The sequence below is a fragment of the Pseudomonas sp. THAF187a genome, from assembly GCF_009363395.1.
Taxonomy (GTDB): Bacteria; Pseudomonadota; Gammaproteobacteria; order Pseudomonadales; family Pseudomonadaceae; genus Aquipseudomonas; species Aquipseudomonas khazarica.
Genome location: NZ_CP045349.1, coordinates 2592919 through 2605372 on the forward strand (window position 1 = coordinate 2592919; position 12454 = coordinate 2605372).

Annotated in this window: 8 protein-coding genes; 4 read left to right on the top strand and 4 right to left on the bottom strand. The window is 65.0% G+C overall.

The window, feature by feature from the left end:
• Positions 1-21: 21 nt before the first annotated feature.
• Together nfuA and FIV02_RS12085 are read right to left on the bottom strand one after the other, a co-directional pair.
• Positions 22-606 (bottom strand): Fe-S biogenesis protein NfuA, encoded by a 585-nt coding sequence (gene nfuA, locus FIV02_RS12080; protein WP_037047521.1) that lies wholly within the window; start codon positions 604-606, stop codon positions 22-24.
• Positions 607-740: 134 nt separating this feature from the next.
• Positions 741-3017 carry a fatty acid cis/trans isomerase gene (locus FIV02_RS12085; RefSeq protein WP_152488736.1) on the bottom strand — a complete coding sequence of 759 codons (2277 nt, stop codon included), beginning with the start codon at positions 3015-3017 and terminating at the stop codon, positions 741-743.
• 152 nt (positions 3018-3169) lie between these two features.
• Between FIV02_RS12085 and metH the strand changes: the two genes are divergently transcribed.
• On the top strand, positions 3170-6880 hold the full coding sequence (gene metH, locus FIV02_RS12090) for a methionine synthase (RefSeq protein ID WP_152488737.1): 3711 nt from the start codon (positions 3170-3172) through the stop codon (positions 6878-6880).
• An 86-nt stretch (positions 6881-6966) separates the two neighbouring features.
• On the opposite strand, the gene FIV02_RS12095 is transcribed toward metH, so the two are convergent.
• Positions 6967-7266 carry a DUF1883 domain-containing protein gene (locus tag FIV02_RS12095; RefSeq protein ID WP_152488738.1) on the bottom strand — a complete coding sequence of 100 codons (300 nt, stop codon included), beginning with the start codon at positions 7264-7266 and terminating at the stop codon, positions 6967-6969.
• 139 nt (positions 7267-7405) lie between these two features.
• Here FIV02_RS12095 and FIV02_RS12100 point away from each other — a divergent pair, with 139 nt between their 5' ends.
• Positions 7406-8431: a DUF5924 family protein gene (locus tag FIV02_RS12100; protein ID WP_152488739.1), complete on the top strand. Its 1026-nt coding sequence runs from the start codon at positions 7406-7408 to the stop codon at positions 8429-8431.
• A gap of 6 nt (positions 8432-8437) precedes the next feature.
• On the opposite strand, the gene FIV02_RS12105 is transcribed toward FIV02_RS12100, so the two are convergent.
• Positions 8438-9457, bottom strand: coding sequence for an AraC family transcriptional regulator (locus FIV02_RS12105; RefSeq protein WP_152488740.1), 1020 nt, complete (start codon positions 9455-9457; stop codon positions 8438-8440).
• 117 nt (positions 9458-9574) lie between these two features.
• Here FIV02_RS12105 and FIV02_RS12110 point away from each other — a divergent pair, with 117 nt between their 5' ends.
• A complete protein-coding gene (locus FIV02_RS12110) occupies positions 9575-11314 on the top strand; it encodes an amidohydrolase family protein (protein WP_152488741.1) in 1740 nt (579 codons plus the stop codon).
• 45 nt (positions 11315-11359) lie between these two features.
• Entirely contained in the window at positions 11360-12400 is a 1041-nt protein-coding gene (locus FIV02_RS12115; protein WP_037047532.1) for an RNA methyltransferase, read from the top strand.
• Positions 12401-12454 lie beyond the last annotated feature (54 nt).

Sequence of the window (12454 nt, forward strand, 5' to 3'; positions counted from 1 at the left end):
TTCGCCACGCCTGACGCGGACTCAGTAGTACGCGTTCTCCCGATTGCTGTGGTCGGTCACGTCGCGCACGCCCTTGAGTTCGGGAATGCGTTCCAGCAAGGTTTTCTCGATGCCTTCCTTGAGGGTGTAGTCGGCCTGACCACAGCCCTGGCAACCACCACCGAACTGCAGCACCGCAATGCCTTCGTCGACCACGTCGACCAGGCTTACCTGACCGCCATGGCTGGCCAGCCCTGGGTTGATCTCGGTCTGCAGGTAGTAGTTGATGCGCTCGTTGAGCGGGCTGTCCTCATTGACCATCGGCACCTTGGCGTTCGGCGCCTTGATGGTCAGCTGGCCGCCCATGCGGTCAGTGGCATAATCCACCACCGCGTCTTCCAGGAACGGCTCACTGACGCCATCGATCCAGGCGGTGAAACTGGCCAGGCCAACGGCGTTGTCTTCCGGTTTCTGCTCACCCGGCTTGCAGTAGGCAATGCAGGTTTCCGCGTAAGGCGTACCCGGCTGGGTGATGAAGATACGAATGCCGATACCCGGAGTGTCCTGCTTGCTCAGCAACTCGGCCAGGTAGTCATGCGCGGCATCGGTAATGGTAATAGTGCTCATGGCAACTCCTCACGGTCATGGAGCGAAGTGTACGCCAACTGACGCCCTGAATATAGTCCTACTAATTTACTCAGGATAAAGACTGCCCCCTCGCCCGCCCGCATCCCAGCGAGCGGCGAGAGGTCGGCAGGGCGTCAGAGGTTCTCGTAGCGATTCATGTCGAGCACCCCCGCCTCCAGGGGCTGGGTTGCACGGATGTGCTCGCTCAGGTCATGGAAGTAGCGCCAGAACTCGGGGTGACTGCGGCGTATGCCCCAGCGCTCGACGATGCGCTCGAACGATGCCTGGTCGGTCACACTCTCCATCTGCCTGACGAACTCATCGACCTCGCTGGCTGGCAGCCTGAACAGGAAGTTCGGGTAGCTGCTCAGCACCTCCGGGTAGATGGTCAGGGTGTCCAGGCGCGGCTGGTAACGCAGCTCCTCGCCCAGCATGAAGGCCACGTTGCTGTGCGCGCGATTGCGCAGCACGCTGTAGATCTCGCGCGAGCCATCGTCGAGTTCCACGCGCAGCATCGTCGCCTCGGGCAACTGGTCGATGACCTTCAAGCCACCCGCCGGGCGACTGGTCAGGCGCGCCAGCGTCTGCTCGACGTGCTGCAGGTCTTTCGACAGGCCTTCGCGGTAGCAGCGCGCGCCCTTGCAGCGATTGATCGGGTCGGGCCGCGCATTGAGCGTGGCGTAACGCGCCAGCAGCTGTTCGGCGAACTGCTGCTTGGGGTCCCGCCCGGCCAGGTTCAGCGCACTCGGGCTGCGGTGATCGACGGTGGTGTAGTCCAGCAGCATCTTCAGCTTGCCGCTGTTCTGGTACCAGTCGTCCAGGTAACCCTCGCGTGAATCCGCCGGCAGCAGGCGCAGGAAGTTCACCTCGGCGCCATTGCGAATCAGGTCGAAGTACAGGCGCGTCTGCGCCTGGTGCGAGACGTTGCCGAACACATCGAAATTGACCACCAGCTGGTAATAGGTGCGTTCCAGCAGCGGGTAGTCCATCCACCAGAGGGTCTGTGGAACTTCTCCGAGCAGGCCTTTGCGCACCGAAGCGCTGTCATGCTGACGGAAGATCGACAGCAGCGCATTGTCATTGCCGCTCCAGATGTGCGCCCAGTCCGCTGGCGGCGCATCGGCGTAGGCGTCCTGGCGCAGGTCTTCGTACTCGTTGCGCTTGTCGCGGTAGTTGCGCCACAGCCCGAGCAGATCGCCGATGTCGTCGAACTGGCCCGGCATCGCCAGCAGTGGCGTGGCCTCGCGCCGGTAATCGGCATCGGTGACATAGAGATCATGCTCGGGGTCCTGGAACAGCGCCCAGAAGTTGTCGCGAATCACGTCGGTGGCGATCTGCCCGCGGCACACCGGGCCACGGATGAAGGTGCGCACGAAATACTCGGCGTTATCCAGCATGAACTGATAGCGCGCCCGTGCCGGAATCGCGGCGAAGGTCTCGAAGGGGTTGGCACGCCGCTGCGCGCCATAGCCGGGCACTGCGTCGAGCGTCCAGTCGTCGGCGAAGAACAGCGCCTTGACCCGCGCCAGCTTTTCCTCGCCCAGCGGATAGGTGATGTGGGTCTTGTGCACGATCACACCCTGGATCGGCCACAGGCGGTAGTAGAACTCGGTACCGGGATCGTCATTGGGGCGCCGCGTGGCGATCGGGTCGATGGCCTGGCCGCTGGGCGTTCGCGAGCGCACCATCTGGAAGAAATGCCCCGGCTCGCTGCCGTCAAAGTGCAGATGGGCCAGGAACAGGTGCTCGTACAGCCAGCGCGAGACCAGGTTCTGCCGGGCGCCCGGTGCGTTCAGGAACGCCTCCCAGGTCTCGACCTGACGCAGCTCTTCGGCGCTGGGCTGCACGGCCCGTTCGGAAACCTGCGCGCCCTGCTCCAGCCACTGTTCCAGCGTCGCGTACTCGGCGTCTTCCAGCCCGGTCACCGCGAATGGCATACCGCCGTGAGGATTCTTCTGTGCGTAGTCCGCGAACTCGCCCGGTGTCGGGCAGGTGTTGCTGCGCGTGATGGCGATATCCAGGTTGTCAGGCAGCTTGGCATTGGGCTCCAGCGGCTGGCTGCGACCGAGTTCGAGCATGCGCTTGATCAGCGCTGCCTGACCATTCTGCGCATCGAGCACCGAGTGGAAGTCACGCTTGCGCCAGGCTTCCTCGCCCTGGGCATCCAGGTACAGCCGCGTGGTCGCCTGCGCCTTGGTACGCGTGCCGTCGTACACCAGTTGCTTGCTGGCACCGCGCAGGATGCCCTCGCCACTGCCGAGGTTGAGCTGGCAGGGGGCGTCGTAGCAGGTATGGCAGGCCACGCATTTGTGGGTGAGGATCGGCTCGACGTCATCGCTGTAGGAGATCGGCTCAGCGCGGGCCAGGCCGGCTGCCAGTGACAGGAACAACAGAACAGCGGGCTTGAGCATGACAACATCCTTGATGGCGGTGACGCGATTCTAACGACAGCTCGCCACCGGCAACATGAATGAAATTCATGGACATGGCGCCGGCGCTCCAGAACCCTGCAGCTTTGCTATCATCGCGCACCTTTGTTTCCGCTTTGCTCAGGTAGCTACCCATGTCCGATCGCAGCGCCCGCCTACAAGCCCTCCAGCAAGCACTGAAGGAGCGCATCCTGATCCTCGATGGTGGCATGGGCACCATGATCCAGAGCTACAAGCTGGAAGAAGCCGATTACCGTGGCGAGCGCTTCGCCGACTGGCCGAGCGACGTCAAGGGCAACAACGACCTGCTGCTGCTGACCCAGCCGAAGGTCATCGCCGAGATCGAGAAGGCCTACCTGGATGCCGGCGCCGACATCCTGGAAACCAACACCTTCAACGCCACCCAGGTGTCGCAGGCCGACTACGGCATGGAGTCGCTGGTCTACGAGCTGAACGTGGCCGGCGCCCGCGTGGCCCGCGAGGTCTGCGATGCCAAGACCCTGGAAACGCCGGATCGCCCGCGCTTCGTGGCCGGCGTGCTCGGCCCGACCAGCCGCACCTGTTCGATCTCCCCGGACGTCAATGACCCCGGCTACCGCAACGTCACCTTCGACGAGCTGGTGGACAACTACACCGAAGCCACGCGCGGCCTGATCGAGGGCGGCGCCGACCTGATCCTGATCGAGACCATCTTCGACACCCTGAACGCCAAGGCGGCGATCTTCGCCGTGCAGCAGGTGTTCGAGGAAGATGGCGTCGAATTGCCGATCATGATCTCCGGCACCATCACCGACGCGTCAGGCCGGACCCTGTCCGGGCAGACCACTGAAGCCTTCTGGAACTCGGTGCGCCACGCCAAGCCGATCTCCGTCGGCCTGAACTGCGCCCTCGGCGCCAAGGAGCTACGGCCGTACCTGGCCGAACTGGCCGCCAAGGCCGACACCCAGGTTTCCGCTCACCCCAACGCCGGCCTGCCCAATGCCTTCGGTGAGTACGACGAGACCCCGGAGCAGATGGCAGCGGTGGTCGAAGAGTTCGCCGCCAGCGGCCTGCTCAACATCATCGGCGGCTGCTGCGGTACCACCCCGCCGCACATCAAGGCGATCGCCGAGGCGGTGGCCAAGCATGCCCCGCGCGTCATCCCGGAGATTCCCAAGGCCTGCCGCCTGTCCGGCCTGGAGCCCTTCACCATCGATCGCAGCTCGCTGTTCGTCAACGTCGGCGAGCGTACCAACATCACCGGTTCGGCCAAGTTCGCCCGGCTGATCCGCGAGGAGAACTACACCGAAGCCCTGGAAGTCGCCCTGCAGCAGGTGGAAGCCGGCGCCCAGGTGATCGACATCAACATGGACGAAGGGATGCTCGATTCCCAGGCGGCCATGGTCCGTTTCCTCAACCTGATCGCCGGTGAGCCGGACATCTCGCGCGTACCGATCATGATCGACTCCTCCAAGTGGGAAGTGATCGAAGCGGGCCTCAAGTGCATCCAGGGCAAGGGCATCGTCAACTCCATCTCCATGAAGGAAGGTGTCGAGGCGTTCAAGCACCACGCCCGACTGTGCAAGCGCTACGGCGCCGCCGTAGTGGTCATGGCCTTCGACGAGGTCGGCCAGGCCGATACCGCTGCGCGCAAGAAGGAAATCTGCCAGCGCAGCTACGACATCCTGGTCAATGAAGTGGGCTTCCCGCCGGAAGACATCATCTTCGACCCGAACATCTTCGCCGTCGCCACCGGCATCGAGGAGCACAACAACTACGCGGTGGACTTCATCGAGGCCTGTGCCTATATCCGTGACGAACTGCCCTACGCGCTCAGCTCCGGCGGTGTGTCCAACGTGTCGTTCTCCTTCCGCGGCAACAACCCGGTGCGCGAAGCGATCCACTCGGTGTTCCTCTACTACGCGATCCAGAACGGCCTGACCATGGGCATCGTCAACGCCGGCCAGCTGGAAATCTACGACGAGATTCCGAAAGAGCTGCGTGACGCGGTCGAGGACGTGGTGCTCAACCGCAACGACGGCGCCACCGAGGCGCTGCTGGCCATCGCCGACAAGTTCAAGGGCGACGGCGCGGCCAAGGAAGTGGAGAACGAGGAATGGCGCTCGCTGCCGGTCGGCAAGCGCCTGGAGCACGCACTGGTCAAGGGCATCACGGCCTTCATCGTCGAGGACACCGAGGAATGCCGCCAGCAGTGCGCGCGCCCCATCGAAGTCATCGAAGGTCCGCTGATGAGCGGCATGAACGTGGTCGGCGACCTGTTCGGCTCGGGCAAGATGTTCCTGCCGCAGGTGGTCAAGTCCGCCCGCGTGATGAAGCAGGCGGTGGCGCACCTGATCCCCTTCATCGAAGCGGAAAAAGGCGACAAGCCGGAGGCCAAGGGCAAGATCCTCATGGCCACGGTCAAGGGCGACGTGCACGACATCGGCAAGAACATCGTCGGCGTGGTACTCGGCTGCAACGGCTACGACATCGTCGACCTCGGCGTGATGGTGCCGGCGGAGAAGATCCTGCAGACCGCCAGGGATGAGAAATGCGACATCATCGGCCTCTCCGGCCTGATCACCCCGTCGCTGGACGAGATGGTGCACGTGGCCAAGGAGATGCAGCGCCAGGGCTTCAACCTGCCGCTGATGATCGGCGGCGCCACCACCTCCAAGGCCCACACTGCGGTGAAGATCGACCCGCAGTACAGCAACGATGCCGTGGTCTATGTCACCGACGCCTCGCGTGCCGTGGGCGTGGCGACCCAGCTGCTGTCGAAGGAGCTGAAGAGCGACTTCGTGCAGAAGACCCGCGACGAATACGTGGTGGTGCGTGAGCGCACCTCGGCCCGCGCCTCACGCACCGAGCGCCTGGGCTATGCCGACGCCATCGCCAACAAGCCGGCCTTCGACTGGGCCAGCTACGTAGCACCGAAGCCAGGCTTCACCGGTGCCCGCGTGCTGGACGACATCGATCTGGCGACCCTGGTCGAGTACATCGACTGGACGCCGTTCTTCATCTCCTGGGACCTGGCCGGCAAGTACCCGCGCATTCTCACCGACGAGGTCGTCGGCGAAGCGGCCACCAGCCTGTTCAACGACGCCCAGGCGCTGCTGAAGAAGCTGATCGACGAGAAACTGATCAAGGCACGCGCCGTGTTCGGTTTCTGGCCGGCCAACCAGGTCGCCCACGACGACATCGAGGTCTACGGCGACAGCGGCGAGAAACTGGCTACCCTGCATCACCTGCGCCAGCAGACCATCAAGCCGGACGGCAAGCCGAACCTGTCCCTCGCCGACTTCGTCGCGCCGAAGGAAAGCGGCAAGACCGATTATGTCGGCGGCTTCATCACCACCGCCGGCATCGGCGCCGAGGAAGTGGCCAAGGCCTACGAGGCCAAGGGCGACGACTACAACTCGATCATGGTCAAGGCGCTGGCCGACCGTCTGGCCGAAGCCTGCGCCGAGTGGCTGCACGAACGTGTGCGCAAGGAGTACTGGGGCTACGCCGCAGGCGAGCAACTGGACAACGAAGCGCTGATTCGCGAGCAGTACAACGGCATTCGTCCGGCGCCCGGCTACCCTGCGTGCCCGGATCACACCGAGAAAGCCACGCTGTTCAAGCTGCTCGACCCCGAGGCCGACTACCACAAGGCCGGTCGCAGCGGCGTGTTCCTCACCGAGCACTACGCCATGTTCCCGGCGGCGGCGGTATCCGGCTGGTACTTCGCGCATCCCGAGGCGCAGTACTTCGCCGTCGGCAAGGTGGACAAGGATCAGATCGAGCAGTACAGCAAGCGCAAGGGGCAGGACATCGGCGTCAGCGAACGCTGGCTGATGCCCAACCTCGGCTACGACGACTGAGGCAACGGCGCGGGTTTAGCGGGTACCCGAGCGGCGCAGCCGCCGGGTGCCTTGCCGGTACTGCGCAGCGCCTCTCGGGGCGGCAACTAGATGCCGGCGCGGCGCTGGCGCTTGATGGTGATGCTGTATTCGAGCTGCGGCTTGCGCGTCACGCTGACGGCCTTGCGGCTGACGGTGTCGATGGTGATGTTCCAGAAGCCGCTGGAAGGCACGCTGATCTTCGCCGGAAACTTGATGAAGGCGCCGCCGTGATAGCTGTGCCGGCCACGGTTCTTGAAGGCGCGGAAGTTGGCGTCGTTCATCAGGCGGATGTTGCAGGGTTGCGAACACTGGATGACCACCAGATCGCCCTCTTCCAGTTGCTCGCGTTGATGGATGAATTTCATCGTGATCGGACTCGGTGGTGAAACGGGGGCGCAATAGTGCCGCAAGCCGCGCCTGATCGCCAGCAGCGCCGACGATTCGCTTGCGCCCGGGGCCCGCACTACCTAGGATGCCCGCCCATCACAATAGCGCGTCGCTCCCATGAAAGCCCTACTCGATCGCGTGCCCACGCTGATTGCCTGGATCCAGCGTTATCCCGGCCTCGTCGCCCTGTTCGGCTTCTGCTCCGGCCTGGCCAGTTTCGTGCTGGTCGACCGCCAGGCCCATCTGGCCAAGGTCCTCGGTGTAGTACTGCTGGTCAGCTGGCTGTGGCTGATGATGGAGAGCCTGCTGCGTGAGCGCATCGCCCGGCGTTTCGGCTTCGAGCTGCCCCTGCCGCTGCTGCGCTATGCGACGCAGATGATCCACCAGGAAAGCCTGTTCTTCGTCCTGCCGTTCTTCTTCATCACCACCACCTGGAACAGCGGGCAACTGCTGTTCAGCGGCCTGCTCGGCGTCGCGGCACTGGCCTCGATCACCGACCCCATCTATTACCGCTGGCTGGCGCCACGGCGCTGGCTGCTGCTGATGTTGCACAGCCTGGCGCTGTTCGCGGTCATGCTCACGGCGCTGCCGATCATCTTTCACCTCAGCACACCGGAGAGCTACCGCATCGCCCTGCTGGTCGCCACGGTGCTGGCACTGCCCAGCCTGCCGGGGCTGATCGGTTTCGCCGGCTGGCGGCGCATCGTCCTGCTGGCCGCACTGCCGCTGGTGATGGCCGGCGCGGGCTGGATGGCGCGGGTGTGGGTGCCGCCTGCCACCCTGTGGCTGACCGAAGTGGCGATCAGCGACCGTTTCGACGGTACGCAGCGCACCCCGGGCGAGAGCCTGCAACGCATCACCGCCGAGCAGCTGCGCGCCAACGGCATCTATGCCTACACCTCGATCAACGCGCCTCGCGGACTGAACGAGCGCATCTATCACGTCTGGCAGCACGACGGCCGAGAAGTCGAGCGCATCGCCCTGGATATCCACGGTGGTCGCAAGGAGGGCTATCGTGCCTGGACGCACAAGCTCAACTTCCCCGACGCGCCCGAAGGTCGCTGGCAGGTGCGGGTCGTCACCGAGGCCGGGCAGATGATCGGCGTGCTGCGCTTCGAGGTGGTCGCGGCCGCGTCGCGCTGAGCGAGGCTATCTGTCCGGCAGGTTGCCATGCAGCTGTCGCCACGCCGACGGCGACTGCCCGAACTCGTTGCGAAAGGCCTTGGAGAAGGCGGCCAGATCGGCATAGCCGAGTACGTCGGCGAGCAGGGTCAGGGGCATGTTCGATGCCTGTACGTGCCAGCTCGCGGTATCCATCTTCACCCGGTGCACCAGCTGCTTGAAGTGCAACCCCTCCGCCTGCAGCCGGCGCTGCAAAGTGCGTGGATGCAGGCATAACAGCTGCGCGATGTGGCCGAGCGAATGCTGACGCATGCCGAGGGTTTGCGTGATCAGGCTGCGCACCTGCAGCTCGAGGCTGTCCTGCAGGCCGTCGAGCAGCGTACGCAGGTAGTCGTCGAGATGCTGCTCATCGCGCCTGGCCATGGCCAGCACCGGACGCTGCAGCACGCTGGCGGCGTAGATCAGGCAGTCGTGCTCCTGATCGAACAGCACCTCGCAGCCCAGGTGCCGCCGGTAACAGGCGAGCGACGCGACGGGACTGTGGCTGAATGCGATCCGCAACGGATGCAGGTTGGCCCCGCCCATGGCACGCACCATGCGGGCACAGGCGGCGATGGCCATTTCCCGGTACTGCTGACCGCCCTCCTCGGCGAAGAAATGTTCGATACGGCGCACCTCAACCTGGTCGCCGACGGCCGACAGGCGCCAGTGCTCGGCCTTGTTGTGCAACGCCAGGTAGCGCTGCGCAGCAGAAAAGGCGCCGTGCAGGTCGGCCTCACGCGCCAGCAGGCGACCGAGCGGCCCGAGCATCTGCAACCCCTGGTGGCCAGCCACGCGCAGGCCGAGATCAGGGCAGGCGAGCTGCCGCGCCGCTTCGCAGAGCAGGCGGATCACCTGCTCGATACGGATCAGCCGATCACCGTCGGCCAGCGCCGTGCGGTTCAGCCCAACCGTCGCCAGCAGGTCATCCAGGTTGCCGCCCAGTGCCGTCACCTCGGCCGGCAACCCGGTCAGTGCGGCGCTGCGTACCTCGTAGCGAATGCTCATGGCCACTCCGTGAAGGGCTTGCCCGACGAAGATGCGGTGTTTGTCGTGTCATGACAAGTCGCACGCTCGCCAGCGGCTTAGTCTCACCCCACAACAACAAAAAATCCGAGGTGATCCGTGGCTCAGTACGACCTGATTGTGCAAAGCGGCCGCTACTTCGACGGTAGCGCAGCCCCCTCTTCCATTCGCAGCCTGGCCATCAAAGATGGCCGCGTCGCCCTGATCAGCGCCGAGCCGCTGGACGAGCACCTGGCCGAGCGCGTCATCGATGCCCGTGGCAAGTGGATCACCCCCGGCTTCCTCGACACCCACACCCATTACGATGCCGAGCTGATCGTCGCCCCCGGTCTGTCGGAGTCGGTGCGTCACGGGGTGACCACGGTACTGGTCGGCAGCTGCTCGCTGAGCATGGTCTGCAGCCAGGCCGAGGATGCATCCGACATTTTCACCCGCGTGGAAACCGTACCGCGCGAGAAGGTGCTGCCGATCCTGCAGACACGCAAGACCTGGAGCGGCCCACGGCAGTGGCGCGAGTTCATCGACCAGCACCCCCTGGGGCCAAACCTGATCAGTTTCCTTGGCCACAGCGACCTGCGCGTGGCGGTGATGGGCCTGCACCGCGCCACCGACCGCCAGGTCGTGCCCAGCGCAGCGGAACAGCAGCGCATGGAAGCCGTACTCGAAGAGGCGCTGGATTGCGGCTTTCTCGGCCTGTCCACCATGTGCCTGAAATGGGACAAGATCGATGGCGACCGCGAATGGTCGAAAAGCCTGCCCAGCACCTATGCACGCTGGCGCGAGATACGCCGCCTGAACCGCCTGCTGCGCCAGCGCGGCCGGGTGCACCAGGGCGCGCCCAACGCCGCCAACCCGTTGCAGATCACCCAGTACATCAGCGAGGCCATCGGCCTGTTGCGCAAGCCGCTGAAGACCACGCTGATTTCCCTGCTCGACCTCAAGGGCAACCGCAGCCTGGCGCTGCTTGCCCGTGTTTCCGCCTGGCTGACCAATCGCCTGGGCGGCGACTTCCGCTGGCAACTGCTGCCCACGCCCTTCGCCATCTACGCCGACGGCATGGATATCGTGCTGTTCGAGGAATTCGGCGCGGGCGAGATGGCCCTGGACGTCAAGGACCAGCTGGAGCGCAACAAGCTGCTGCAGGACGAGCAGTACCGCCGCACCTTCCGCAAATACTACGCCGACAAGCTGTCGCCACGGGTCTGGCAGCGCGACTTCGGCGACGCGGTGATCCTCGGCTGCCCGGATACCTCGTTGGTGGGCAGGAACTTCGCCGACGTGGCCCGCGAACGTGGCCTGCATGTCGTCGACCTGTTTCTCGACATGGTGGTGCAGCACGGCCGCCAGCTGCGCTGGTTCACCGTGATCGGCAATCACCGCCGCGACAAGCTGCGCGAGATGGTGCGCAGCCCCAACACCCTGATCACCTTCTCCGACGCCGGGGCGCACATCCGCAACATGGCCTTCTACAACCTGCCGCTGCGTTTTCTCAAACTGGTCAAGGACAGCCATGACGAGAGCCAGCCGGTGATGAGCCTGGAACAGGCGGTCCATCGCCTGACCGGCGAACAAGCCGACTGGCTCGGTATCGACGCCGGCTACATACGCCTGGGTGACCGCGCCGACCTGGTGCTGCTCGACCCCGAGGGACTGCGGCAGAACCTGGAGCAGGAGAACTGGGACGAGATGCAGGGCTTCGGCATCCCGCGCATGGTCTGCCGCAATCCCGGCTGCGTCAGCCATGTGCTGATCAATGGCCGCCTGGCCGTGGACGACGAACGCATCGCCATCGAGCTGGGCCACGCGCGGGGCTACGGCCAGTTCCTCGCGGCGCGCTGAAACGCCCTACGCATGGGCGCGCGGCGGTGGTAGCATGCGCGCCCCATGCAGCTCACCGAACTTTCTCGCCGTCTCGCCGACCTTGGCGCCAAACCCCAGCATATCGGGCGCATCACCCGTGCCTGGCTGCAGGGCAAGCCGCTGGATGCCGGGACCAAGCACCAGAAGACCGAGAACTTCCTGCCGCTGACGGTACGCGAAGGCTTGCCGGCAATCGCCGCCAGCCTCGAGCAACTGGCCAGGGTCAGCACCGAGCACCCCGGGGCCGACGGTTCGTCACGCCTGCTGGTGGAGCTGGCCGACCGGCAGATGGTCGAGAGTGTGCTGCTGCCGCGTGACGGCCTGTGCATCTCCAGCCAGGTGGGCTGCGCCGTGGGTTGCACCTTCTGCATGACCGGCAAGAGCGGCCTGCTGCGTCAGCTCAGCAGTGCCGAAATGGTCGCCCAGGTGGTGCTGGGCCGGCGCCGCCGCGCCGTGAAGAAAGTCGTGTTCATGGGCATGGGCGAGCCCGCGCACAACCTCGACAACGTGCTCGAAGCCATCGACCTGCTCGGCACCGAAGGAGGAATCGGCCACCGCAACCTGGTGTTCTCCACCGTCGGTGACCCGCGTGTGTTCGAGCGCCTGCCGCAGCAACGCGTGCGCCCTGCCCTGGCGCTGTCGCTGCACACCACCGATGCCGAGCTGCGTCAGCGCCTGCTGCCGAGAGCGCCACGCATCGACCCCGAACGGCTGATGGAGCTGGGCGAGGCCTACGCCCGCACCATCGATTATCCGATCCAGTACCAGTGGACGCTGCTCAGGGGCATCAACGACAGCCAGGCGGAGCTGGACAACATCCTGCGTCTGTTCAAGGGCAAGTTCGCGGTGCTCAACCTGATCCCGTACAACAGCCTGGAAGCCGACGAGTACCAGCGCCCCGATGGCGAGCGTATCGTCGAGATCGTCCGCTACCTGCACAGCCGGGGCGTGCTGACCAAGGTGCGCAACTCGGCCGGCCAGGATGTCGACGGCGGCTGTGGCCAGCTGCGTGCCCGCGCGGTGGACGTGGTCAACACCAGTCGCCTGCACAGAAGTCGCGCCTGACGCTCAAGAATGGCATCCGCCAGCCGATAGCCCCTCTACAGAGAGACCACACGT

What these genes read in the sequence shown, in the direction of transcription:
- FIV02_RS12115 (WP_037047532.1), top strand. Translation starts at nt 11,360, where the DNA reads ATGCAGCTCACCGAACTTTCTCGCCGTCTCGCCGACCTTGGCGCCAAA.
- metH (WP_152488737.1), top strand. Translation starts at nt 3,170, where the DNA reads ATGTCCGATCGCAGCGCCCGCCTACAAGCCCTCCAGCAAGCACTGAAG.
- FIV02_RS12100 (WP_152488739.1), top strand. Translation starts at nt 7,406, where the DNA reads ATGAAAGCCCTACTCGATCGCGTGCCCACGCTGATTGCCTGGATCCAG.
- nfuA (WP_037047521.1), bottom strand. Translation starts at nt 606, where the DNA reads ATGAGCACTATTACCATTACCGATGCCGCGCATGACTACCTGGCCGAG.
- FIV02_RS12095 (WP_152488738.1), bottom strand. Translation starts at nt 7,266, where the DNA reads ATGAAATTCATCCATCAACGCGAGCAACTGGAAGAGGGCGATCTGGTG.
- FIV02_RS12105 (WP_152488740.1), bottom strand. Translation starts at nt 9,457, where the DNA reads ATGAGCATTCGCTACGAGGTACGCAGCGCCGCACTGACCGGGTTGCCG.
- FIV02_RS12085 (WP_152488736.1), bottom strand. Translation starts at nt 3,017, where the DNA reads ATGCTCAAGCCCGCTGTTCTGTTGTTCCTGTCACTGGCAGCCGGCCTG.